Consider the following 25372-nt stretch of genomic DNA (forward strand, 5'->3'; position numbering starts at 1 on the left):
GGTGAGGGGGAGTCACCGCAATCACATCTATCGCCGGATTCGCGGAAAGAGCCCCTCTCCCCGCGAGCGCGGGGCGAGGGAGCAGAGACAGCGCCGCTCAACGATATGAAGAATTGATGGTCCGATGAATCCAAACCTGCCCAATTCATTCCGCGGCGGTCCCGACGAGCGCGGGCATTTCGGCATTTTCGGCGGGCGCTTTGTCGCGGAAACGCTGATGCCGCTGATCCTCGATCTGGAGAAGGCCTATGCCGACGCCAAGGCCGATCCGTCCTTCCAGGCGGAAATGAACGGCTACCTCAGGGATTATGTCGGCCGGCCGTCGCCGCTGTATTTCGCCGAGCGCCTCACCGAGCATCTCGGCGGCGCGAAAATCTACTTCAAGCGCGAGGAGCTCAATCACACCGGCTCGCACAAGGTCAATAACGTGCTCGGCCAGATCATGGTCGCGCGCCGCATGGGCAAGAAGCGCATCATCGCCGAGACCGGCGCCGGCCAGCATGGTGTGGCGACCGCCACCCTGTGTGCGCGGTTCGGGCTTGAGTGTGTCGTCTATATGGGCGCGGTCGACGTCGAACGGCAGCAGCCCAATGTCATCCGGATGGAAATGCTGGGAGCCAGGGTGGTCCCGGTGCAATCAGGGTCGCGCACGCTGAAAGATGCGATGAACGACGCGCTGCGTGACTGGGTCACCAACGTGCACAATACGTTTTATTGCATCGGCACGGTCGCGGGCCCGCATCCCTATCCGATGATGGTGCGCGACTTCCAGTCGATCATCGGCACCGAGACGCGCGCGCAGATGCAGGAGGCCGAAGGCCGCCTGCCGGATTCGCTGGTCGCCTGCATCGGCGGCGGCTCGAACGCGATGGGGCTGTTTCATCCGTTTCTCGATGACCCCGGCGTGGAGATTTTTGGCGTCGAAGCCGCGGGCCATGGGCTGACACAGCTGCACGCGGCCTCCATCGCGGGCGGCCGGCCGGGCGTGCTGCACGGCAACCGCACCTATCTGCTGATGGACGACGACGGCCAGATCCAGGACGCGCATTCGATCTCGGCCGGGCTGGACTATCCGGGGATCGGGCCGGAGCATTCCTGGCTGCACGAGACCGGCCGCGTGATCTATCTGTCCGCGACCGACGACGAGGCGCTGGCGGCGTTTCAACTGCTGTCGCGGCTGGAAGGCATCATCCCGGCGCTGGAGCCGGCCCATGCCATCGCCAGGGTGATGGAGCTCGCGCCGAAGCGGCCGAGTGATCACCTGATGGTGGTCAACCTCTCCGGCCGCGGCGACAAGGACGTCCCGCAGGTCGGCGATATCCTGAAGGGCAGGAAGAAGCAGTGATGGTCACTCGCATCGCATCCTGGGGGAGAGCCCCCACCCTGGCCCTCCCCCGCAAGCGGGAGAGGGGACCGACTGCCGCCGCGGCGCTAGGCGCGCGCACGCATGATTGCGCAGCTTCGGACAGACTATCGACTCGGCAGAATCCGCTCCCTCTCCCGCTTGCGGGGGAGGGTTGGGGTGGGGGTGCCTCCGCGAGCGCGAATTTCACGAAGACATACAGCACAGCGAACGCCGCAACATGACTACCCGCATCGACGCACGCTTCGCCGAACTCGCCAGACAGGGCCGCTCCGCATTCGTCACCTTCCTGATGGCCGGCGATCCCGATCCGAAAACCTCGCTCGACATCGTCCGGGCGCTGCCGCAGGCCGGCGCCGATATCATCGAGATCGGCATGCCCTTCACCGATCCGATGGCGGACGGCCCGTCGATCCAGGCGGCGGGCTTGCGCGCGCTCAAGGCCGGCATGACCCTGAAAAAGACGCTGGAGCTGGTGCGCGCGTTCCGCGACAACGACAACGTCACGCCGCTGGTGCTGATGGGCTATTACAATCCGATCTATATCTACGGCGTCGATCAATTCCTCGGCGACGCCAAGGCCGCCGGGGTCGACGGGCTGATCATCGTCGACCTGCCGCCGGAGGAAGACAGCGAGCTGTGCCTGCCGGCGATGCAGGCCGGCCTGAATTTCATCCGGCTCGCGACACCGACCACCGACGACAAGCGCCTGCCGGCGGTGCTCGCGAACACCTCCGGCTTTGTCTACTACGTCTCGATCACCGGCATCACCGGCAGCGCCGGCGCCGATTCCAGCGCGGTCGGCGAGGCCGTTGCCCGCATCAAGCGGCATACCAAATTGCCGGTCTGTGTCGGCTTCGGCATCCGGACCCCGGAGGCCGCGCGCGCGATCGCGGAAAATGCCAATGGCGCCGTGGTCGGCACCGCGCTGGTCGATGCCTTGCGCGCGAGCCTCGATGCCGAGGGCCGCGCGACCGCCAAGACCGTTACCGCCGTCGCCGATCTGGTGGCCTCGCTGGCGCAGGGCGTGCGGGGAGCCAGACAAGCCGCGGAATAGGGCCCCAATTGCCGGCGAGATAGACCGTGAGTGGCGGCTTGCCGGGCGTTTCTCCAGCCGCCATATAGGGAGCGCGATCGCCGTTTCGATCGCGATTCGGAGCGAAACATGAATTGGCTTACCAACGTCGTCCGGCCAAAAATCCGCAACATCCTGCGCCGCGAGACGCCGGAGAATTTGTGGATCAAATGCCCGGATTCCGGGCAGCTCGTGTTCTACAAGGACGTCGAGGCCAACCAGTTCGTGATTCCAGGCTCGAACTACCACATGCGCATGGGTGCGGTGGCGCGGCTGAAATCAGTCTTCGACAACGAGACCTGGTACGACATCGCGCTCCCCGACGTGACGGCCGATCCGCTGAGGTTCCGCGACGAGCGCAGATATGTCGACCGCATCAGGGATGCCCGCGCCAAGACCGGGCTGAATGACGCGATCAAGGTCGGTTACGGCAAGCTCGAAGGCGCCGGCGCCGTCATTGCGGTGCAGGATTTCGATTTCATGGGCGGCTCGCTGGGGATGGCCGCGGGCGAAGCGATCGTGCGCGGGCTCGAACTCGCGGTCGAGAAGAAATCGCCCTTCATCGTGTTCGCGGCCTCCGGCGGCGCGCGGATGCAGGAAGGCATTCTGTCGCTGATGCAGATGCCGCGCACCACCGTTGGTGTCCAGATGCTGCGCGAGGCAAAACAGCCCTATATCGTGGTGCTGACCAATCCGACCACCGGCGGCGTCACCGCTTCCTACGCCATGCTGGGCGATGTCGAGATCGCCGAGCCCGGCGCACTGATCGGCTTTGCCGGCGCGCGCGTGATCGAACAGACCATCCGCGAGAAATTGCCGGAAGGATTCCAGCGCGCCGAATATCTGCGCGACCACGGCATGGTCGACATGGTGGTGCATCGCCACGACATGCGGCCGACGCTGGCGCGGCTCTGCCGCCTGCTGATGAAATCGCCGGCGTTGGAAATCGCGTCGAAACCCGCGCCGGAGGTCACCGAGCCGGCCCAGATCGTCTCGGCTCCGGCGACGGTGCCGGCCGCGCCCCACGCGTGAACGCGCCTGCCGCCAGACCGCAGCCCTCGCTCGGTGAATTGATCTTGCGGCTGTCGGCGCTGCACCCGAGCCAGATCGACCTCAGCCTCGACCGTATCCGCAGGCTGCTGGAGCGACTGGATCATCCTGAACGCAGGCTGCCGCCGGTGATCCACGTCGCCGGCACCAATGGCAAGGGTTCGACGATCGCCTACTTGCGTGCGATTCTCGAGGCCGCGGGCCTGCGCGTTCACGTCTTTACCTCGCCATATCTCGTGCGCATCAACGAGTGTTTTCGTCTCGGTCGTGCCGGTGGTGGCGTGCTGGTCGGGGACGACGAACTGCGCGCGATGCTTCAACTTTGCGAACGCGCCAACGAGGGCGCCCCGATCACGATTTTCGAGATCGAAACCGCGGCGGCCTTTGGCCTGTTCGCGCAACATCCGGCCGACGTGGCGCTGCTGGAAGTCGGCCTCGGTGGACGACTGGACTCGACCAACGTGATTGAGGCGCCGCTTGCAACCGTCATCGCCCCGATCAGCATGGATCACACCGAATATCTCGGCGACACGCTGACCGCCATTGCCGGCGAGAAGGCCGCGATCATCAAGCGCGGTGCGCCGGTGATCTGCGCCGAGCAATCGCCGGAGGCCATGGCCGTGATTGAGGCGCAGGCGGGCCGCATGCGCGCGCCGCTGCATGCGGCCGGGCAGCATTGGCATGTCGGCGTCGAACGCGGTCGGCTGGTCTATCAGGACGACCGCGGCCTGATGGATCTCGCGGCGCCAAGACTGTTCGGCCGGCATCAGTTCGACAATGCCGGGCTTGCGATCGCGACATTGCGGGCGCAGGACACGTTCAGGATCGACGCGGCAGCTTTCGAAGCCGGCATCATCAATGCCGAATGGCCGGCGCGGATGCAGCGCCTGGCCTCGGGAGCGCTGGTCGAGCAGGGACCGCCGGGTGGCGAGATATGGCTCGATGGCGGCCACAATGTCGAGGGCGGGCGCGTCGCCGCCGCGGCGCTGGGGGATCTGGAGGAGCGGGTGTCGCGCCCGCTGGTCGTCATCGCCGGCATGATGGCGAACAAGGATGCGGCAGGATTTCTCGCCAATTTCGCCGGACTGACGCGTCACATCATGGCGGTGCCGATACCGGGCCGCGACAATTCCATGCCGCCGGAGCGGTTGGCGGATGCCGCGCGTGCGTTCGGCATGCGCGTGGAGATCGCAGCCGGCGTCGCGGCCGCGCTGCGAACGCTTTCGCGCCTCGCCTATGAAGTGCCGCCGCGCGTCCTGATCACGGGGTCGCTCTATCTTGCAGGCGCCGTGCTGGCCGAAAACGGCACGCCGCCGAAGTAAGTCTCGCGTGTCCCGGACGCGGCGCGGCGTGCAACGTTGCTCCGCAGAGCCGGGACCCATTTTTGAAAGGGACGCATGGGCCCCGGCTCAGCAGCGCACCACTTCGTGCTGCGCTGCGTCCGGGGCACGCCCAAATGCAGAGCAGAAAAAAACGGCCGTCGATTGCCGGCCGCTTTCAAAACAGCTATCGCTGGAAGCCAATCAGACGGCAGCCGTAATCCACTGCTGCAGCTTCTGCTTCGGCGCGGCGCCGACCTGGCGGGAGGCCATCTCGCCGCCCTTGAAGATCATCAGGGTCGGGATCGACATCACGCCGTATTTCGAGGCCGTCTTCGGGCTCTCGTCGACGTTCAGCTTCACGATCTTGACCTTGTCGCCCATCGCGCCGGAAATCTCGTCGAGCGCGGGCGCGATCATGCGGCAGGGGCCGCACCATTCGGCCCAGAAATCGACCACGACCGGGCCGGTCGCGTTGAGCACTTCGGCCTCGAAATCGGCGTCAGAAACCTTGCCAACGGCCATGGAAATACCTCGTCCGGTTAGAAGAAAAAAGGCGCGGCCAGAGAATCGCGCCGGGATGATGGAAACAAACCTATGAACGCGATCCTGCCGGGTCAAGCTCGCTCACGCCGAGATGATGGGATGCCAGCGCGCTGTCCAGGGCGGCGTTGGAAATCTCCATCATTTCAGGGGTTTCGGTCCACAGCAGCGCGGCGCGGACCGGCAGTCGCGGATAAAGTTTCCGCAGCACCGCCCGGTAGAGCGCGAGCTGCCGGAGATAGCTCCGGGGCGCCTCGGCCGGCAGAAGCGGCGGGGCGTGGTTGGTCTTGAAATCGACGATCAGGATTTCCGCCGGCGTCACCACCAGCCGGTCGATTTGTCCGGAAACCAGCGACGGTGGCCCGTCCGGCCGGTCCAGCCGCCCGACGATCGAGACTTCCGCGCGGCTGCCGGACGCAAAGACCGGCGCAAAGCGCGCATTTCCGATCAGGGTCAGCACACGCTCCGCCAGCCCCTCGCGCTCGTCGTCGGTCCAGCCGTCCGCGTTGCGGACGAGATAGCCGAGCGCGGCGTCGCGGCGGCGCCCGGTTGCGATATCGGGCAGCGACTGCAGCAGCCGGTGCACCAGCGTGCCGCGCTGCACGGCGCGGGCACGCAGCGTGATGGACTCGCCGGTTTTGACGCGATGGACGTCGTCATCTGCCGGATCGGACGGACGCACGAGATCGCCGGCCGAAGTCTCCGGCGAAGCCGGTGTCCGCAGCCATGGCGGCAGCTCGATTGACGAAGCCGGTATCGACGCAACGGCACCCGGCGAAGCGGCGACATCTTCCGGCCGTGAGTAACGCTTCGCCTTTCCATTGGGCGTCTCCAGCTCCTGGACCTGCAACCCTGAATTGGCGAGGCCCTTGCCGATCAGGTCGTACCAGCAGGATTTGCGCACCGTGCTCATGTTGCCGGGCATGCAGCCGCCGACGATCAGGCGGTCGGCCGCGCGGGTCATCGCGACATAGAGCAGGCGGCGGTATTCATCCTCGGTCTCGCCCAGCATCGCCGCGCGCGCCGCGGCGACGGCAGCGGGATCCTCGGCTTTTTTGCCGGCCCAGACCACGACGCCTGGCGCATGGGGTGCGGCATTGCCCCGCGGCAGATGAATGAGTTTGGGGCGATGCGTATCCGACGGCGAGGTGGTCGTATCCGCCAGAAACACCACGGAGGCTTCCAGCCCCTTGGCGCCGTGCACGGTCATGACCCGCACCTCGTCGCGGGAAATTTCCATGTCGCGCTTCACTTCGGTGTCGGCCGCACGCAGCCATGCGACAAATCCCTGCAGCGAGGCCGGCGCCTTGCGCTCGTAATTCAGCGCCAGTTCCAGAAATTCGTCGAGCGCGTCGGTGGCTTCATGCCCGAGCCGCTTCAGGATCCGCGCCCGGCCACCGTCGCCGCCGAGCAACCAGGCATAGAACGCGAACGGCGTATCGCTGATAAAACGGCGCCCGCATTGTTCGAGACGCTGGTGGGCATCCTTACAACGGTGGTCGGTGGCGGCGCCAGCGGTGAGCGCCTCGCGCAGCGACCCCTTTCGCTGCCAGGCGAGCCGAAACAGATCGTCGTCCGTGAGGCCGAACAGCGGGCTCTTCAGCGCCACCGCGAGCGCCAGATCGTCCTGCGGCAGCAGCAGCGCGTCCGCGAGGTTCATCAGGTCGATGATCGCGATGTGCTCGGTGAGCTTGAGCCGGTCGGCGCCGGCCACCGGGATATTGGCGTGCTTCAGAGCCTGAATGACCGCGTCGAACGCATTGCCGCGCCGCCGCACCAGCACCAGCATGTCACCGTAGCGCAGCGGACGGCGGTTGCCGGCGCTGCCGGTCATGGTGCCGTTGTCGACCAGCGCCTTGATCTCGGCCTGAATCCGCCTGGCGAGTTTCACTTCCGGGCTCGTCGCCGACACGCCGTCGAACGGCGCGCGCCAGCCCTCGATGTCCTGTTTGCCGTCCGCTTCGGCCAATTCCCAGAGATCGATCAGGCTTGGCCCGGCGTCCTCCAGCGCATGGTGGATCGGGTATAGATTCTCGACAGCATGGATGCTGCGATAGATTGTCTCGTCACGGAACACGTGGTCGACCGATCGCAGGATCGCCGGCCCCGAACGGAACGAATAGGTGAAGGATACCGGATCGAATTTCAGTCCGGCGTCCTCGAACCTCTTCTTCAATTCCCTGCGGCGCAGGTCGAATTCGTGAGGTGCCGCGCCCTGGAACGAAAATATCGATTGTTTTTCGTCGCCGACCGCGAACACCGTGCGGGTCACGCCGTCGCGTGCGCCCGCGCCGGACGTGAATTCGGAAATGAGATGGGCGACGATGTCCCATTGCCGGGGGCTGGTATCCTGCGCCTCGTCGATCAGCACGTGGTCGACGCCGCGGTCGAGCTTGTAATGCACCCAGCCGGAGGAGACGCGGTCCAGCATCGCAAGCGTCCTGTCGATCAGGTCATCATAATCGAGCAGGCCGCGCTCCAGCTTCTCGCGCCGATAATTCGCCACCGCCGCGATCGCGATATGCAGCAGCGCCTCGGTGCGGTCGCGCGTTGTCACTGCACGGCGCCGCTCGATCAATGGGCCGATACGGTGGATTTCGGCCTCGAACAGCCGTCCGACGGCCGGATGATTCTGGCAAAACCTCTTCGTCATCACCGAATCGCGTGGGGCGCGATCGTCGGTGAGGAAGACGTCGAGATATTCATCGACCTGGGCGCTGCCGGTCAAAACCAGGGCCTCACGCAGACGATCTGCCTGTTTTTGATCGGCTCTGCTGCTGGCGCCGAGGATTTGCGCGATCTCCTCCCAGCGGGATCTCGGCAGGTTCGGACCATCGACGATTTCGCGCTCGACGTCTTCGATGCGGTCGGTCGCGTCGACGCCAAGCGCTGCCGACATCTCCGCCGTCGCGGCATCGGCGTTGCCGGCGGCATCCGTCCAGGCCATGAAGTGATCGCGGCTGAGGCAGGCCTCGCGCACCACGTCCTTGAAGGTGACGTCGGCGGCGCTCGCCATCGCCAGGATCAGGGCGCGTCCAGCCGCGCTGTCGGGATTGCGGGAGGCTTCCAGCAACACCGCGAGATTGGCGCGCTCCATCATCTCGTTCTGGTCGCGCTCGTCGAGCACGGCAAACCGCGCCGGCACATTGGCCTCGAACGGAAATTGCTGCAGCAGCCGTGTGCATAGCGCGTGGATGGTCTGCACCTTAAGGCCGCCGGGGGTTTCCAGCGCGGAGGCGAACAATTTGCGCGCCGACTGCCGCAAGTCGGGCGTGGGGCGCGCGATTCCCGCCTCGCGGAGGGCGTCATCGAGCGGCGCGTCGTCGAGCGTGACCCAATGGCCGAGGGTCGAAAACATCCGTTCCGCCATGTTGGCGGCGGCGGCCTTGGTGAAGGTGATGCAGAGAATCTTCTCGGGGGGTACGCCGCCAAGCAGCAGCCGGATCACCCGCTGCACCAGCACATGGGTCTTGCCCGAACCGGCGTTGGCCGACACGAAGGCCGAGGCGGCGGGGTCGGACGCGCGCGCCTGGGTGGCGCGAACGGCGGCGGGAATGGGGCGGGGCGCTTTCACCATTCCTCGATCCCCAGGCCGCCGGCCGCCGACCATTCCTTGATGCGGGCGAGATCGTCATAGGCGCCGTAGCGGTTCGACCACATCGACAGATTCAGGGACGTGTAAGGCTGATCCTCGTTCTCGAATTTGCGGATCAGCTTCTCAAGCTCTTGCCGCGCGTAATCGGCGGCCTGGTCGGGCGGCTGCGGCTGCTCGTTCTGTTTGATCTTGAGTTCCAGCGATCGCTGTTCGCCCGGAGGACTGTTGCCGCTGAGCCTGACATAGACGAGTTCGCCAACCCGCGATTCGGCCGGGATGCCCGCAAAGCCGCCTTCGCGCAGGATCGCGGCCTCCAGCGTGAGCTGAGGTGACAGGCCCATCCGCACCTGCTTGCCGGTAGGCGGCTGCCCGGTCTTGTAATCGAGGATCGCAAAACTGCCGTCATGGCGGCGCTCGATCCGGTCGGCGCGGGCCGAGAGGATGAAGGTGCGCTCATCGTCGAGGGGAATCGGGATTTCGCCCCGGATCTCCGCCTTGATCGCGTCGATATGGCCGCGGCGCGCCAGCTCCCAATCCGCGAACCATCCGGCGATCCGCTGGAATCGCGGCCACCACAGCGCGCGGGCTTCCGGCCGCTCCATCAGCGGCGCGAAATATTTTTCGCCGATGCCGCGCAACACGCGTACCGGATCGTCGGGAAGCGTCGCGGCAAAGGTTTGCGTGAACTCACCGAGCGCATCGTGGATCGCCGAGCCGCGATCAGCCGCCGACAGCGGCATGTCCACGGGATCGAGCGGGTCGAGCCGCAGGATGTATCGGGCATAGATCGTATAGGGGTCGCGCAGCCAGTCCTCGATCGCCGTGACCGAAAGTTTTAGCGGCCGCGTCGCGCGCGGCGGCCTCGGCGCGGGCTGCGGAATCGGTTCGACCTTTTCGGGCCGGTCCAGTTCGCCGGCGAAGCGAACGTATTTTTCGCCGGCAAGCTTTGCGGTTTTCCAGCGCGCTTCCCCCGCAACCGCTTCCAGCCGGTGCAGGAAACGCGAAGCCACCGAAGGCGCGCCGCCGACTTTCGCCGAGTGGGTGAGAATCACGTCGTCAATGCCGAGCAGTTGCGCGAAATCATGCGCGGAGAGGCCGATGCGCCGCTCCGGCAGGTCGAGGCCGAGTTCATGCCGCATCGGCCGGCTCAGCCATGGATCGGTCCGCGGCGCCGGCGGCCAGACGCCCTCGACCAGCCCGCCGAGAATGACGCGATCGGATTCGGTCAAGCGCGCCTCGAGCTGGCCATAGATATGGAGATGCGCGCCCGGCGATTCCGGCCGCCGCACCATGCGGTCGGCGAACGCGGTCTGGAACACTTCCGGATAATCGGCGAGCCGGACCATCAGCCCGCTGGGCTTGCCTTCGCCGAGCAGTTCGTCGAACGCCGACGCGAGGGCCGAGCCGGGGCGGTCCTCGAACACAACAGCGATGCCGTGCTGATCGCACGACAATGCGATCAGCGCGTCGCGATGGCGGAGCGCCAGTTCGGCAAAATCGCAAGGCTTAAAATCGCAAGGCTTAAAATCGGAAGGCTTAAAATCGCAAGGCTTGGAGGACGCCAGACTTTCGAGCGGCGAAAGCGCCTGCTGCAATCCTGCGATCAGCGCCTGGGCTTGATCGAGTTCGCCGTCCCGCAGGCGCGCGCGGGGCTCGGAGGCATGCAGCGATGACGCTTCGCCGCGCCGCAGTTTGGCAACTTCGCCACGGAAGCGCTCGAAATCGCGGGCAAGGCCAATCGTTCCAGCCTGCGGCCTCGTGCCGCGCAGCATCGCCAGTTCCAGCACTTCGATTGCGGTCTTCAGCGCGCCCGGCTCGCCACCGAGCCGAAACAGCGGATGTTTTAGCAGCGCCAGGAGTGTCGGCGGCTCCATTCCCCTGGCCGCCGCTTCCACGGCGAGCCGGGCAAAGACTCCAGCCGGTGTGTCCATCAATGCATCGCCGCCGGAATCGTCGAATTCGAGATTCCAGCGGCCGAGCGCCGCCATCACCCGGCGTGCCAGCGCGCGGTCCGGCGTCACCAGCGCGGCGGATTTGTTGAGATGCCGCGCCTCGCGCATGGCGACGGCGATCGCGAGCGCCTCCATCTCGGGATTGGGCGCCGCGACGACGGCGAGATTTGCCATGCCGGCTGCGATCTTCCCGGCGATTTCGGGCTGCTGCAGCCGCTCATGCCATTGTGCGGTCGCCCCTGACGGCCGCATCGTCTCGGAAACCAGCACGTCGCGCCCGTGCGGCGCGGGTTTGCCGAGGATCTCGACGTCGCCACGGTTGATGCCAAACCGGTCGAGCAGCCCGCGCATCGCATATTGCGGATGGTTCGATGCGGGCGGCGTGGAGAATCTGCCTTGCGCGTCCCTGACGCCGCCGATCGTCTGCCATGATTGCTCGTCGAGATCGGTATCGAGTCCCGGCAGCACCACCGCGCCGTGCGCAAGTTTGGCGACAGCATCGAGGAATTTCGCGGTGGCCGGCATCGAACCGGTCGAACCCGCCGCGATCACGGGACCTTCGTGATGCGCGGTCAGGCGCGCGGCTTCCGCCTCGATCAGGCGATCGCGCCGCGCCGCCGGTTCGATCCTCCCGATTTCCTCCAGATGATTGGGCCATGCCTCGCGGGCGATGCGAAGGAAATTGAGCGAGTGCTGCCAATATTGGTCGAACTGGTCCGGCACCAGTCTGTCGAGCGTATCCCAGCCGACGCCGCGGGTGACCACGTCGTCCATCAGCCGTGCCAGATCGCCGGCCAGCGCCAGCGTCGACGCCGGCCCGCCGACGACGAGCGGGGAGGCGACCGGCGTTTTGGCCCACGCCGCGACCAGCGTTGCCAGCGTCATCCTGCGGTCGAGTTCTCCGAGCTTTGGCGGGATGTCGAGCGGCGCCGCGCCGCTACCCTGTTCCGCCGCTTCGGCGAAGGCCAGTTCGTCTTCGTCGATGTCGCCCAGCGCGACGATGCGCGGCAGGATCGCCGCGTCCGCGTTCAGCACATCGAGAAAAATCTCGCGTGCCAGCCGCCCGGCACGCCGGGTCGGCAGATAGAGCGTCGCTTGCGCCAGGGCCAAAGGGTTGCTGCGCGCCTCGAAGCCATCGACCAGCCGGCCGTCGACCAGCGCGGCGATGACGGTGCGCAGGAACGGCAAGGAGACGGGAACGCTGAAAACGCGCATGGGCTTCCTGATTCGGGATCAGGTTGCATCATGGCATGGGCAAGACAAGGGAGGGAGTCGCGCAAAGCGGCGCGTCAGGCGACGCTCTCGAGAAAAGCCTCTTCCGCCGCCGCAATCGCCTCGGGGGTTCCGACGTGCATCCAGACGCCGTCGAGCCGCAGGCCGAACAGCCGTTCCTGCTCGTTAGCGCGATCGAACATTTTTGTCAGCGAAAATTCGCCGGCCGGTGCTTCCGAAAACAGCGATGGCGACATGATCGCAGCGCCCGCATAGACGAACGGCACCACCTGATGCTCCCTGCGCTTGCGCAGCGCGCCGTCCGGCAGCATCGCGTAGTCGCCGCGGCCGCCATAGCCGATGCTGCTCGTGGTCGGCGCCATCAAGAGCAGGATATCCATCCGGGCGGGATCAAAGGTTTCGGCGAGCCGCGCCAGATTGGGCCGCACCCCGTCGATCCACAGGGTATCGGCATTGACATGGAAAAACGGCTCGCGGCCCAGCAAAGGCAGCGCCTTCACGATGGCGCCGCCGGTGCCGAGCACCTGGTCGCGCTCATCGGAGATGATCACGCGCGGGCGGGTACGGGTTGCGACGTGTGCGATGATCTGGTCGGGCAGATAGTGCACATTGACCACGGCTTCGCCGACGCCGGCCCCGGCGAGCTTGTCCAGCACGTGGTCGAGCAGCGGCTGGCCCGCCACCTGCACCAGTGGCTTCGGCATGTGGTCGGTCAAGGGCCGCATGCGCACGCCGAGACCGGCGGCGAGGACCATGGCTTTGCTGGGCGTGACAGGCATTTCAGGAGATTCTCGAAAGGGTTGTCGCTTGGCCGAGGATCATATCACGGCGAATCGGCCGATCCAGCGACCTTGACGCCATAGTCGGCGGACATGACGGCTGTGCGACGGCGATGACGGAAAAAATCAGGCTTCGGCCGACTGCGCCTGGCCGCGCCTGGCCGCCTTCTTCTTGTCGCCCGGCTTCAGGAAGTTGACGCCAATCTGGTCGCCATTGACCCAGACCAGCTCGCAGCGGCGGTACGCCAGTCCCGTCGAGGACAGCAGCAGGAAGAATTCCTTCAGATGCAAACCTTCGACGGAACCTTCGACCGTGAGTTTGGCGCCGGTCTCGGAGACGTCTTCCATCGTGCAGTCGCGCCGCCAGGTGCCGTCGATGCCCATCATGTGGGCCGCGATGCCGCGCTCGAATGTGACGCGACCGCCTCGGCGCCGTTCCGTGCCCATGGCTCCATTCCCGCTTCCTCGACGGCCGCTCAGCCCATCGCGCGCGGCCAGTGCCAAATTAAGCCATGATCGGCTAACAACTCGTAAATTACGCAACCGGCGGCGGGACATTGGCCGCATACCATTCGCGAAAGCCCGTCAGCGCCGGGTGGGCCAATGAACGATGCAAATAGGTCCAGATCCGGGGCTGGTGGCGGAGATATTGTGGCTTGCCGTCGCGCCGGTTCAGCCGCGCAAAGGTGCCGAGCAGCCTCGTGTTCCGCTGCGCCGACATGATGGCGTAGAGCTCGGCGAAGTCCACCGGATCGAAGCTGCCGTCGGACGCGCGCCGCGCCCTGATGTAGCGGGTCAATAAATTCAGCTCGAGCTGCTCGGGGACATCGATCCGGGCATCCTGGAGCAGCGACACCAGATCATAGGCGGCGGGCCCGAGCACGGCATCCTGGAAATCGATGACGCCTACACGCGACGTCCCGGACCGCTCGCCGAGCCAGATGATGTTGGGGGAGTGAAAATCCCGCATCACCCAGGTCCGCGCCGCCGCGGCCGGCTTCTCCAGCAGCTTGCGCCACATGGCGACGAATTCGGCGCGCAGATCGTCGTCCGGTTCGACGCCGCGGTCCGGCAGGTACCATTCGAGCATCAGCCCGATCTCGACCAGCCACGCATCGATGTCGAAGATCGGGATGTCGTAGGTGACGTGTGGCGTCAGCGGCAGGGATTCGGGCAGTGTTTGGCGGTGCAGTGCCGTCAACATGTCGGTCGCCGCTTCATAGCGCTCCACGATCGGCCGCGGCGGATCGCCTTCGATGACGCCCGCGCTGCCGAAATCCTCGGTGATCAGAAATCCCGAATCGAGGTCGGCGTGATGGATCAAGGGCGCCGAGAAGCCGTGCTCGCGCAGGCCCTGATCGATGGCGACGAATGGTTTGACATCCTCGGCGAGATGGACCGCCGCGCTGTATGATCTACCATGATAGATCGCCGGCCCGTCCGGACGCCGCGGCGAATTCATCAGGATCACGGCCGCGTCGTCGCGGATCAGCCGCGCATAGGAGCGCGTCGACGCATCGCCGGGCATGCGCTGGCGCTTCGCATCCAGATAGCCGGCCCGATCGAGAAACTGGCGCAGGACCTTCAGCCGCGCGACGGGGACGGCGGCCTTTCCGTGACCGGTGATCTCGGCGGCACGGGCGGTGGATCCCAGCGCCGGACGATGGCTGAACGCGATGTCGATGCGGTCGTTGGGCATCGCGTCCGGCGCGCGCTCCGGCCATTCGATCAGCGCCAGCGTACCTTCCGGCAAGGGCGACAGCCCGATCTCTTCGAGCTCGCGCGCATCGTTGATGCGGTAGAGGTCGGCGTGAAGAAGTGGAAAGGAGGGCAGTTCGTAGGTATGCGCCAGCGTGAAGGTCGGGCTGGGAACCTCCAGCATATCGTCGCCGGCGAGATAGCGGATCATCGCCCGCGCCGCGGCGGTCTTGCCGGCGCCGAGATCGCCCGAGAGCGTGATGACATCGGCGGGGCCGACCAACAGCGCGAGGTCGGCCATCAAATGCGCAGTCGCGGTCTCATTGGTGAGCGCAACCGAGAATGTCGTGGTGACCATCATTCTGCGGCGTTGCGACGCACGTTCTGGTCGATCGGAAAGTCGCATGTGACCATCGTGCCCTTGCCTACCGTGGAATCGACGCGCACCTTGCCGCCGTGCAATTCGACGAACGAACGCACCAGCGACAGGCCGAGGCCGGCGCCGCGATGCCGCGAGCCGTGGGAATGGCTCTCGAACCAGTCGAACACCTTGTCCTTGACTTCGGGCGGGATGCCGGGACCGGAATCGGTGACGGTGAAAGTCACGCGATGTTCGGAGCGCCGCGCGCTGATCGTGACCGCGGCATCGTGCGGCGAGAAGCCGATGGCGTTGGCGAGCAGATTATAAAGCACCTGCACCACGCGGCGCTCGTCGCCGGTGAAATCGCCGATATCGGGATCGACATCGACCTTGAGCGCGATCCGATCGGTGGCGAGCCGGTCCTGAATGCCTTCGGCGGCGGCTTCGATGGCTTTCCCGATATTGACCGGGCCCAGCTCGAGTTTCATGGCGCCGGCGTCGATCGTGGCGAGATCGAGAATGTTGTTGGTGAGCGCGAGCAGCGCATTGGTCGATTTGGTGACGTAGTCGAGATATTCCGCCTGCTTTGCCGTCAGCGGCCCGGTGGCAGGGTCGCTCAGGAAGTGCGCAAAGCCGATGATGGTGGTGAGCGGCGCGCGCAGCTCGTAGGACACGTGGTGGACGAAATCGACCTTCATCTGGTCGGCGGCCTCGAGCGCCTCGTTGCGCTCGCGCAGCGCGCGTTCGACATTCTCGGTATCGGTGATGTCCTGGAACGTCAGCATGGTGGCGCCGTCGGGCAGCGGCATGGTGGTGCAATCAAGCACGCTGCCGTCCCGGCGCTCGAGCTTCAGCGCCACCTGAACCCGGTTCTCGATCGCGGTAATCGCCTCGCGCAGCCTCCGCCAGGTCGGCGCATCATCGAACAGCGGCTGGCACCAGGCTTCCACGGTCTCGATATGCGGCTGCTCCCGCAGCGCCTCGGCTGACAGCTTCCACATTCTGGCGAAAGCCGGGTTGAACAATTGTACGCGGCCGTTGCTGCCGAACACCGCCACCGCTTCGTTGAGATTGTCGAGCGTCTCGCGCTGGGCGCGGATCAGGCCGTCGAACCGCCGCGCCATGTCGAGGCTTTCGGTGACGTTGTCGAACAGGTAGATGACACCGCCTTCCAGATTGGGCGTGGTGACGACGCTGATCGCACGGCCATCGGGCAGGAACCAGGTGTAGTTTTCGGATTCGACCGCGCGATAGGCTTCGTGCAGCTTCGCCTTCCAGGCGCGGAAATCCGGCTGCTCCGGCAGCTTGCGGGTGGCGCGAAGCCGGTCAAGCACGCTGGAATCGTCCGGCCCGCTGTCGAGGAAGGCCTGATCGAGACCCCATAGCCGGCGATAGGATTCGTTGTAGAAGGCAAGCCGGCGGTCGGCGTCGAACACCGCGACACCGGAGGACAGTTGGTCGAGGGTACGCCGGTGTGCCTCCGCCATCCGCGTCAGCGCCGCGCGCAATGCCGATACCTCGCCGGCGTCGATGGCGATGCCGGCGCTGCCGGCGCCAAGCTTTAACGCCTGCACGTCATAGATGCGCCGTTCGCCGCCGACCACGATCGGCAGCCGCGCCGCGAATGAGGAATTGTCGTTGAGCGCCCGGCTCATCTCGGTGCGCTGGTCGCTTTCGAGCAGTTCGAGATTGCGGTGGATGGCATCTGCGACGCTGGTGCCCTCGGCGGCTCGCACATAGGCCGCATTGGCATAGCGCAGGTCACCCTGGATGTTCCTGGCCCAGATCGGCCATGGCGCCCCGGCTGCGAAGTCGCGCAGCAGCTCGGTTTCCTCCGCAAGCGTCCGATAGCGGAGATTCGCTTCGGCGAGTTCCCGGCGCACGCCGCCGAGTTCGCGAATTCGAACAACGGCTTGGCCGCCGATCGCGCGGCCCATGGCCTCGATCGCCCGCCCGTTCGACGTGGTCAGATTGAGCAAAAACCCTTCGCCGGCTTCGCGCAGCGCGTCGACGGCATGATCCATCTGTAGCGCCGGCTCCGGCGGCAGCCAGGTTCCGAAGGCGAGGATGCGCTGGGACGAGTTATGCATGGCGTCCTGCGACATCAGCAGCGCGGTGTCACCGCTGATTTGCGGCCGATTGTCGCCTGCCGCCCATGAAATCAAGATCTGCGGCTCGGCGAACAGCAGCGCGCGCAACCGGTCGGCCTGGACCTGCAACCCGGCGATGTCGGAGCGCAGCCGGTCTTCGGTTCGGGTGGCGCGAACACGCGTGCGCATCAGCAGGATCGCCGCCACCACGGAAAAGCCGAGCAGCGCCAGTGCGGTCGTCAATACCGCGAACTCCTGGTGATTGAGATCGTGCCAGGCCGAAACCGCTTGCGAGAAGCGCAAATCAGCGGCGTTGGCCAATCCAGCGGGCAGCGGCACCGTCGAGGCGTACGCAATCAGGCCGTTGCGCGCCAGCGAGGTGCACAACAGCAGGGTTCGACGCATTGCCGCGACTACGCCCGACATAGTTTGCCCCAGAACGCACAACTTCGGGCCCGGCGCTAACCCCCCCGCCGTGCACGAATCGAGAGAGGATATCCCCAAGCGGACTCGGTGGGTAAGAGTCCAGACCGTGAACGTGAATCGTACGGTCAAAAAATGAGCGGGTTATCGATCGCCGACAGCCCCGAGGCGCCCCGAGACGCGGGGATCTCTTCAGCGATTTCTGCGCTCAGATTGAGCGACCGCCTCGTCCCCGGTTTCCTTGTCACGACGTCGGGCGCAGATGGCCTCGCTTCGCCCAATATGTCGCTCCGCCCTCTGATCCCAGACTGCGCCGGAATCCGGCGGGGTTTCTGATCCATGTCCCGGCGCCGTAGTTTCCGTGTTCGTCATGGAGGTCGCCGGACAAGATGAATATCTCTTCGCCTCCCGGACAGTCCACCCCGGCCTGATGCGTCCCCGCCTGCAGCCGCTCGAGCGCCACGCTTTCCCCGGTATCAGGGGCAAAATGCAGTGGCAGCCGCGCAAGACCTTGGGTCTCTCCGGCTTTCCACGCGGCGCTTGCCGTTTCGATGACGATCCGCTGCGATTCGGTCGGCTTCATCTGGCGCAACTTGACCAGAATGGTGCATCCCGGCGCCGTCCGCGGCGCGTGGTGGCTGCGCGGCGGGTTGCGGACATAGGTGCCAGCAGGATAGTCCCCGTGCTCGTCGGAAAACACACCGTCGAGGACCAGGAATTCTTCGCCGAGCGCATGCTCATGGGCGGGAAACCTGCTCGCGGGAGCGTAGCGGACCAGGGAGGTTGCGCGGGCGACTTCGCCGCCGATGCGATCGAGCAGGCGGCGATCGACGCCGGCCTGCGGCGACGGTATCCATGGCATGTCGTCGGTGGCAATCACGATCCGTTTCGAGAAATCGTCATTGACGCGTTCGTTCGACATTTGGCGTCTCCCTGAAATCGCCAGACAGGTGGGGACATAAGCGCGACAAAACAAGGCTTTCTCGGAAGGGTCGGACGGAGGCCCGTTGGGCCTATTGCCCGGTCGAGCCGAAACCGCCGCCGCCGCGATCGGTCGTCGAAAGCGAAGTCGCCGGCATGAGTTGCGCCCGTGCGACCGGCGCGATCACCATCTGCGCGATGCGCTCGCCGCGCCGGACCGGAAACGGCGCTTCGCCGTGGTTGATCAAGAGCACATTGATCTCGCCGCGATAATCCGCATCGATCGTGCCCGGCGAATTCAGGACGGTGACGCCGTGTTTGGCAGCAAGGCCCGAGCGCGGCCGCACCTGGGCCTCAAAGCCTGGCGGCAGCGCGATGGTGAGGCCAGTCGGCACCATCGCATATTTGCCGGGCAACAGGACCAACGGCGTTTCCAGGGGCACCGCGGCGAGCAGATCAAGGCCCGCGGCATCGGCAGTCTGATAGGCGGGTAGCGCCAGGCCCTCGCCGTGCGGCAATTGGCGGATATCGACCCTGACGGTCGCGCTCACGAAACCTTCTCCACGGCCTTTGCGATCCGCGCCACCAATTCGCCGGCGACCTCCTCCTTGGTCATCACCGGCCAGGAATCCACTTTGATGTTGTCGACATCGATGTCCGCGCCGGCGCGCGTCAGCAGATGGACGGTGTTGCGGTCGCCGCCCATGACGCCGGTTGCAGGCGAGACGTCGTTGGCAACGATCCAGTCGCAGCCCTTGCGCGCGATCTTGGCCTTGGCGTTCTCGATCAGATGCTCGGTCTCGGCGGCGAAGCCGATCACCAGCGGCGGGCGCTTGTCTTTCAACCGTGAAATCGTCGCCAGGATGTCGGGATTTTCGACGAGCTGCAGCGGCGGCATGCCGGCGGAGGTTTTCTTCAGCTTCTGCACGCCTTCATCGGCGACGCGCCAGTCGGCGACGGCGGCGGCAAAGATCGCGATATCCGCGGGCAACGCGGCTTCCACCTGGCGCAGCATGTCGCGCGCGGATTCCACGCGCGTCACCCTCACGCCGGCGGGATCGCGCAGATCGACCGGGCCCGAGATCAGCGTGACATCCGCGCCCGCGGCCTGCGCCGCCGCGGCGATGGCATAGCCTTGCTTGCCCGAGGAACGGTTGGCGATGTAGCGCACGGGGTCGATCGGCTCATGCGTGGGACCGGCGGTGATCAGCACGCGCTTGCCGGCCAGTGGGCGCGGGCGCGGCGGGCGCAGGATTCGTTCGGCAGCCGCGGCGATTTCCAGCGGCTCCGCCATGCGCCCGATGCCGGCCTCGTTCGCTTCCGCCATCTCGCCGGCATTGGGGCCGATCATGGCGACGCCGTCACGCTGGAGCTGCGCGACATTGCGCCGGGTCGCGGCGTTATTCCACATCAGGGGGTTCATCGCCGGCGCCAGCAGGATCGGGCGGTTGGCCGCGAGCAGAATGGCGGAGGCGAGATCGTCGGCATGGCCTTGCGCCATCTTCGCCATCAGGTCCGCCGTCGCCGGCGCCACCACGATCAGGTCGCATTCGCGCGCCAGCCGGATATGGCCGGCGTCGAACTCGCTCTCGGCGTCGAACAGGTCGGTATGGACGCGTTCATGCGACAGCGCGCTTGCCGAAAGCGGCGTGACGAACTGCTGCGCCGCCCTGGTCAGCACGCAGCGGACATCGACCTGCCGCTCCTTCAGCCGCCGGATCAGGTCCAGTGCCTTGTAGGCAGCGATGCCGCCGCCGATGATCAGGGTGACGCGGCTCTGGCCGGCGGTGCTGGCGCGGCGCGGCGCCTGTGTCGGAGCCTCCGCAAAGGGCAATTTTGGAGCAGTGGCCGCAGGCTCCGGGCGGCCCTCGGTATATTCGCGCAGGATCACCCGGACCTCTTCCTCGACCGAGCGTCCATTCTTGGCGGAGCGAAGCCGCAGATAGGCTTTGATCCCTTCGTCGAGCTTCCGGATAGTCAGGCTGGCCATGGCGCGCTCGTCGGAAATTTGACTGCAATGCTATCATAGAATGATTTCATTGCTATCACATCTGGCGGATGGCGATCAATATGCCGATAAAGGTGGCGGCGATGATCCAGAGCGCGATGGTGCGCCAGCGGCTCTTGCGGCCCTCGGACCGGCCCATCGCTGCGATTGTCTCCGGCGACAGCGTGACGCCCTCCCGCGTCATCCTCTCCAGATGTTCCAGCACGGCAACCGCGCGCGAGGCAATGGCCGGGAGGCTTGCCAGCACCCGGCCGAGTTCCCCCGCGCCGGACATCGCTCCCTGAATACGTCCCACCGGGCCGAGATTGCGCTCGATCCATTCGCGCACCACGGGATCGGCAACCTTCCAGATGTCGAGTTTTGGATCGAAGCCGCGCGCCACGCCCTCGACCACCACCATGGTCTTTTGCAGCAGGATCAATTCGGGGCGGGTCTGCATGTCGAACAGGCCGGTGACCTCGAGCAGCAAGGTCAGGAGCTTCGCCATGGAGATTTCCTCGGCGGTGCGGTTGTGGATCGGCTCGCCGATGGCGCGGATGGCCTGCGCAAAATTCTCAACCGAATGATGGCCGGGCACATAGCCGGCCTCGAAATGCACCTCGGCGACGCGGCGATAGTCGCGGGTGATGAAGCCGAGCAGGATTTCGGCGAGGAAGCGCCGCTCCTTCAGGCCGAGCCGGCCCATGATACCGAAGTCAACGGCCACCAGCCGGCCGGCGTCGTCAAGGAACAGATTTCCGGGGTGCATGTCGGCGTGGAAGAAGCCGTCGCGCAGCGCATGGCGCAGAAAGCTCTGGATCACCTTGCGGCCGAGTTCGGGCAGATCGACCTCAGACTGCGCAAGCCGCGCATGGTCGCTCAGCGCGATGCCATCGATCCACTGCATCGTCAGCACGTTGTGGGTGGTGCGATCCCAGTCGACGGCCGGCACGCGAAAATCCGGATCGCCCCGCGTGTTCTCCGCCATCTCGGACAGCGCAGCCGCTTCCAGCCGCAGATCCATCTCCATCGCGACCGAGCGCGACATCGTATTGATGACCTCGATCAGCCGCAGCCGCCGTGCCTCGGCCGAATGGGCCTCGGCGTTGTGCGCGACGAAGAAGAAATCGGAAAGGTCGCGGCGAAATCGCGCGGCGACATGGGGCCGGAGCACCTTGACGGCGACCGCCTGGCGCAGGCCGTCGCGCTCGACCTCGCCGCGATGCACCTGCGCGATCGAAGCCGCGGCCACCGCCGGTCCCAGGCTGGCAAAGGCCTGCGCCACAGGGCGTTCCAGCGATTGTGCGATCACGGCTTCGGCTTCGGCTTGCGAAAACGGCGGCAGCCGGTCCTGCAGGCTTTCCAGATCGCGCGCGATCATGACGCCGACCACGTCGGGCCGGGTGGCCAGAAACTGTCCGAGCTTGAGATAGGCGGGTCCGAGCCGCGTCAGCGCGCGCGACAGCCGCGGTCCGGATTTTGCGCCGGGCCGCTCGATCAGCCGGGCGAGCCGGAGCGCAAGCTGACCGGGCGGCGGCACCAGGCTTGGATCGATGGCGCCGAATACGCCCTCGCGCGCGAACACGAAAGCCGCGCGGGCCAGCCGCGCGATGTGGGTCAGTGCCGAAATCACAAACGCCAGCCCGAATGCAGCGCCACGATGCCGCCGGAGAGGCTTTGCCATTTGACCCGCGAAAAGCCGGCGGCGCCGATCATTTCGGCAAAGGCGCTGGGCCTCGGAAATTTCCGGATCGATTCGACGAGGTATTGATAGGAATCGGCATCGCCGGTCACGACGCGGCCGAGCGGCGGGATCACCTTGAACGAGAACAGATCGTAGAGCCGGTCAAGCCCGGGCATGTCGACGGTGGAGAATTCCAGGCAGAGAAACCGGCTGCCGGGTCTCAGCACCCGATAGGCTTCGCGCAGCGCCAGATTGATCCGCGGCACGTTGCGGATGCCGAATGCGATGGTGTAGGCGTCAAAGGCGCGATCGGGAAAAGCCAGCGCCTCGGCATTGCCTTCGACGAAGCAAACCTGCGCGTCGAGATGACGGGCGGCGGCGCGGCTGCGGCCGACATCGAGCATGTCGATGTTGATATCGCAGACGGTGGCGTGGAAGCCGGGACCGGCCGCTTTTGCCGCGCGGAACGCGATATCGCCGGTGCCGCCGGCAACGTCGAGCAGCGCAAACGGTGCATCGCTTTTCGGCGGATTCAGCGCCGATATCATGATGTCTTTCCAGACCCGGTGCAGGCCCACCGACATCAGGTCGTTCATCAGGTCGTAGCGCCGCGCCACGCTGTGAAACACCTCGTTCACCAGCGTCTGCTTGTCGTCCAGGGCAACGTCCCTGAAGCCAAAATGCGTGGTCTGGTCCGGCCGATCCATCAACTTTACTCCGCCGCCGGACCATAGCGCGCCCGCCGCAATGGCGCTATCACGTCAGCCCCTCAAGGTGAATGACGTTCCGATGCCCGAATTGCCCGAAGTCGAGACCGTCCGCCGCGGCCTGCAGCCCGCCATGGAGGGGTCCCAGATCGTCAAGGTGGAAGCCCGCCGCAAAGATCTGCGGTTTCCCTTTCAAAAAGACTTCATCAAGCGGCTCGAGGGCCAGACCGTGACCGGCCTCGGCCGCCGCGCCAAATATCTGATGGCGGACCTCACCTCGGGCGACGTGCTGCTGATGCATCTGGGCATGTCGGGTTCGTTCCGCGTTCGCAGGGACGATGACGTCGCGGCGCCGGGCCAGTTTCACCACAAGCGCAGCGAAGACCGCGCGCATGACCACGTGGTGTTTCACATGTCTTCGGGAGCGGTGGTGGTCTTCAACGACCCGCGGCGCTTCGGCTACATGAAAATCATCGCCCGCAGCGCGCTGGAGAACGAACCGCTATTGAAGGGGCTCGGCCCGGAGCCGCTCGGCAATGAATTCGATGCGGCGATGCTGGCGAATTCCTGCGCCGGCAAGAAGACCAGCCTGAAGGCAGCGCTGCTCGACCAGCGCGTGGTCGCGGGCCTCGGCAATATCTATGTCTGCGAAGCGCTGTTTCGCGCGCATCTGTCGCCGCGCCGGCCCGCAGCCACGCTCGCTACCAAACCCGGACAACGCAAGGGCGTTGCCGGGGGCGAGCCGACCGATCACGCCAGACGTCTGGTGGATGCGATCCACGCCGTGCTGAACCAGGCGATCAAGGCCGGCGGCTCCTCGCTGCGGGATCATCGCCAGACCTCAGGCGAACTCGGCTATTTCCAGCACTCGTTCGCCGTCTATGACCGCGAAGGCCAGAAATGCCGGACCGCCGGATGCGGCGGCATCGTGCGCCGCTTCACCCAGAACGGACGCTCAACCTTCTGGTGTCCGAAATGTCAGAAATAACGAGAACGAATCGGGAGCAGCAAGGCCATGACCGGTAACTGGCGAGATCGCGCAGCTACGTCCTTCGAATGTTTGAAACAGCCGGCTTGCTCAAGCCGCGGCATGGTGGTCAGCAATCATCCGCTGGCGTCGGCGGCGGGCGTCGAGATGCTGGCCGCCGGCGGCAACGCCATCGATGCCGCGATCGCAACCCTGTTCGCGCTGACGGTGGTCGAGCCGATGATGGTCGGCATCATCGGTGGCGGCATGGCGCATATCAGGCTCGCCGACGGCAGCCATCGCTTCATCGATGGCCAGAGCACGGTGCCGCTCGCCGTCAGGCCCGACACTTACAAACCGAAGCCGGGCTCGGCGCATGACGTGTTCGACACGGTCGATGATGAAAACCTCAACGGCCCGAAGGCGGTCGCGACACCCGGCTCGCTCAAGGCCTGGTGCGAGACGCTGCAACGGTTCGGCACCATGAGCCTCGCCGATGTCATGCAGCCTGCGATCACGCACGCCTCGCGCGGCTATGCGGCGACGCCGTATTTGCATGAATGCATCACCGACGGCGCCGAGGCCATGTTGAAGGACAAGGCGATCTCGGCGATCTATCTGCCGAACGGGACGCCGGTGAAAGCCGGCGAGCGCGTGGTGCAGGCCGAATATGCCGAGACGCTCAGATATATTTCGCAGCACGGCGAGGCGGCGCTGTATCGCGGGCCGCTCGGCGACATCCTCGTCGACTACATGAAAGCCAATGGCGGCTTCATCGCCCGCGAAGATCTTGCGACCTACAAGACCGTCGAACGGTCGCCGATCAGGGCCGACTATCGCGGTTGGGCCATCCTCGGGCCGCCGCCGCCCGCGGCGTCGGGGCTGTGCATCGCGCAGATGCTCAATATCCTTGAAGGCTTCGAGATCGGCAAACTCGGGTTCGGCACCGCGGCGACCGTCCACTATCTCGCCGAAGTCCTGAAGATCGCCTTTGCCGACCGCGCGGCTGCCAGCGGCGACCCCGACTTCATCAAGGTGCCGGTGGAACGGCTGACCTCGAAGGCCTACGCCGAGGAGCGCCGCCGCGCGATCGATCCAAACCGGGCGCAGCAATGGGGTGCGGGCGTAAAACAGCTCGAAAGCGCGCATACCACGCACATGACGGCGGCGGACGCGATGGGCAATGTGGTTGCGACCACACAGACCATCAACAACCTGTTTGGCGCGAGGATCCTGATTCCCGGTCTCGGCACGGTGCCGAACAACTACATGAACCTGTACGATCCCCGGCCTGGCCACGCGCTATCGCTGGCGCCGGGCAAGCGCGTCACCACCTCGATGTCGCCTGTCATGGCGCTGCGCGACGGCAAGCTTGTCTATGCGCTGGGCCTGCCCGGAGGAAAACGAATCTTTCCAAGCGCAATGCAGGCGCTGCTCAACCTGATCGACCACGGCATGAGCCTGCAGGAGGCGGTCGAGGCGCCCAGGGTCTGGACCGAGGGCAACGCGCTGGAGGTGGAACCCGCTGTGCCGGAACACGTTCGTGCAGCTCTCACCGCGCTGGGCCATCAGGTGCTCGCGGTGCCGCCGGTGGCCGGTGGCATGAACGCGATCCAGTTCCATGA

Annotated in this window: 18 protein-coding genes; 6 read left to right on the top strand and 12 right to left on the bottom strand. The window is 65.7% G+C overall.

From position 1 onward, the window contains the following. Positions 1-124 precede the first annotated feature (124 nt). The 4 genes from trpB (at position 125) to WCE35_RS13280 (ending at position 4810) form a co-directional block, all read left to right on the top strand. On the top strand, positions 125-1345 hold the full coding sequence (gene trpB, locus WCE35_RS13265; protein ID WP_424593806.1) for a tryptophan synthase subunit beta: 1221 nt from the start codon (positions 125-127) through the stop codon (positions 1343-1345). A gap of 238 nt (positions 1346-1583) precedes the next feature. Further along, a complete protein-coding gene (trpA, locus tag WCE35_RS13270) occupies positions 1584-2420 on the top strand; it encodes a tryptophan synthase subunit alpha (RefSeq protein ID WP_424593807.1) in 837 nt (278 codons plus the stop codon). Positions 2421-2528: 108 nt separating this feature from the next. Further along, positions 2529-3470, top strand: coding sequence for an acetyl-CoA carboxylase, carboxyltransferase subunit beta (gene accD, locus WCE35_RS13275; protein ID WP_424593808.1), 942 nt, complete (start codon positions 2529-2531; stop codon positions 3468-3470). Continuing rightward, positions 3467-4810: a bifunctional folylpolyglutamate synthase/dihydrofolate synthase gene (locus tag WCE35_RS13280; protein ID WP_424593809.1), complete on the top strand. Its 1344-nt coding sequence runs from the start codon at positions 3467-3469 to the stop codon at positions 4808-4810. The genes accD and WCE35_RS13280 overlap by 4 nt, the downstream gene beginning before the upstream one ends. A 201-nt stretch (positions 4811-5011) precedes the next feature. Here WCE35_RS13280 and trxA read toward each other — a convergent pair whose 3' ends face one another. The 12 genes from trxA to ubiE all read right to left on the bottom strand — a co-directional run bounded on the left by trxA (position 5012) and on the right by ubiE (position 22780). Then, complete coding sequence (gene trxA, locus WCE35_RS13285; RefSeq protein WP_027538091.1) at positions 5012-5332, bottom strand: thioredoxin; 321 nt, start codon at positions 5330-5332, stop codon at positions 5012-5014. A gap of 70 nt (positions 5333-5402) precedes the next feature. Continuing rightward, on the bottom strand, positions 5403-8927 hold the full coding sequence (gene addA / locus WCE35_RS13290; RefSeq protein ID WP_424593810.1) for a double-strand break repair helicase AddA: 3525 nt from the start codon (positions 8925-8927) through the stop codon (positions 5403-5405). Next, a complete protein-coding gene (addB, locus tag WCE35_RS13295) occupies positions 8921-12112 on the bottom strand; it encodes a double-strand break repair protein AddB (RefSeq protein WP_424593811.1) in 3192 nt (1063 codons plus the stop codon). The genes addA and addB overlap by 7 nt, the downstream gene beginning before the upstream one ends. Positions 12113-12186: 74 nt before the next feature. Next, a complete protein-coding gene (locus WCE35_RS13300; protein WP_424593812.1) occupies positions 12187-12909 on the bottom strand; it encodes a nucleotidyltransferase family protein in 723 nt (240 codons plus the stop codon). 126 nt (positions 12910-13035) lie between these two features. Further along, complete coding sequence (locus tag WCE35_RS13305; RefSeq protein ID WP_424593813.1) at positions 13036-13356, bottom strand: PilZ domain-containing protein; 321 nt, start codon at positions 13354-13356, stop codon at positions 13036-13038. Positions 13357-13444: 88 nt separating this feature from the next. Continuing rightward, positions 13445-14968: a tRNA (adenosine(37)-N6)-threonylcarbamoyltransferase complex ATPase subunit type 1 TsaE gene (gene tsaE, locus WCE35_RS13310; protein WP_424593814.1), complete on the bottom strand. Its 1524-nt coding sequence runs from the start codon at positions 14966-14968 to the stop codon at positions 13445-13447. Beyond that, complete coding sequence (locus tag WCE35_RS13315) at positions 14965-17484, bottom strand: PAS-domain containing protein (protein WP_424593815.1); 2520 nt, start codon at positions 17482-17484, stop codon at positions 14965-14967. The genes tsaE and WCE35_RS13315 overlap by 4 nt, the downstream gene beginning before the upstream one ends. 241 nt (positions 17485-17725) lie before the next feature. Next, the gene (locus WCE35_RS13320; RefSeq protein WP_424593816.1) at positions 17726-18403 is read right to left on the bottom strand and encodes a cupin domain-containing protein; all 678 of its coding nucleotides are present in this window, start codon (positions 18401-18403) and stop codon (positions 17726-17728) included. Positions 18404-18494: 91 nt separating this feature from the next. Beyond that, positions 18495-18953: a dUTP diphosphatase gene (dut, locus tag WCE35_RS13325; RefSeq protein ID WP_424593817.1), complete on the bottom strand. Its 459-nt coding sequence runs from the start codon at positions 18951-18953 to the stop codon at positions 18495-18497. Further along, positions 18950-20392, bottom strand: a complete 1443-nt coding sequence (gene coaBC, locus WCE35_RS13330) for a bifunctional phosphopantothenoylcysteine decarboxylase/phosphopantothenate--cysteine ligase CoaBC (protein ID WP_424593818.1) — start codon at positions 20390-20392, stop codon at positions 18950-18952. Before coaBC ends, dut begins: the two co-directional genes overlap by 4 nt. A 55-nt stretch (positions 20393-20447) precedes the next feature. After that, positions 20448-22022, bottom strand: a complete 1575-nt coding sequence (gene ubiB, locus WCE35_RS13335) for a 2-polyprenylphenol 6-hydroxylase (protein ID WP_424593821.1) — start codon at positions 22020-22022, stop codon at positions 20448-20450. Beyond that, positions 22019-22780 carry a bifunctional demethylmenaquinone methyltransferase/2-methoxy-6-polyprenyl-1,4-benzoquinol methylase UbiE gene (gene ubiE, locus WCE35_RS13340; protein ID WP_424593819.1) on the bottom strand — a complete coding sequence of 254 codons (762 nt, stop codon included), beginning with the start codon at positions 22778-22780 and terminating at the stop codon, positions 22019-22021. The genes ubiB and ubiE overlap by 4 nt, the downstream gene beginning before the upstream one ends. 82 nt (positions 22781-22862) lie before the next feature. Between ubiE and mutM the strand changes: the two genes are divergently transcribed. After that, positions 22863-23768 carry a bifunctional DNA-formamidopyrimidine glycosylase/DNA-(apurinic or apyrimidinic site) lyase gene (gene mutM / locus WCE35_RS13345; RefSeq protein WP_424593822.1) on the top strand — a complete coding sequence of 302 codons (906 nt, stop codon included), beginning with the start codon at positions 22863-22865 and terminating at the stop codon, positions 23766-23768. A 27-nt stretch (positions 23769-23795) separates the two neighbouring features. Further along, the coding region (ggt, locus tag WCE35_RS13350) for a gamma-glutamyltransferase (RefSeq protein WP_424593820.1) at positions 23796-25372 on the top strand (1577 nt) is incomplete at its 3' end.

The sequence above is a fragment of the Bradyrhizobium sp. genome, from assembly GCF_049691595.1.
Classification (GTDB): domain Bacteria; phylum Pseudomonadota; class Alphaproteobacteria; order Rhizobiales; family Xanthobacteraceae; genus Bradyrhizobium.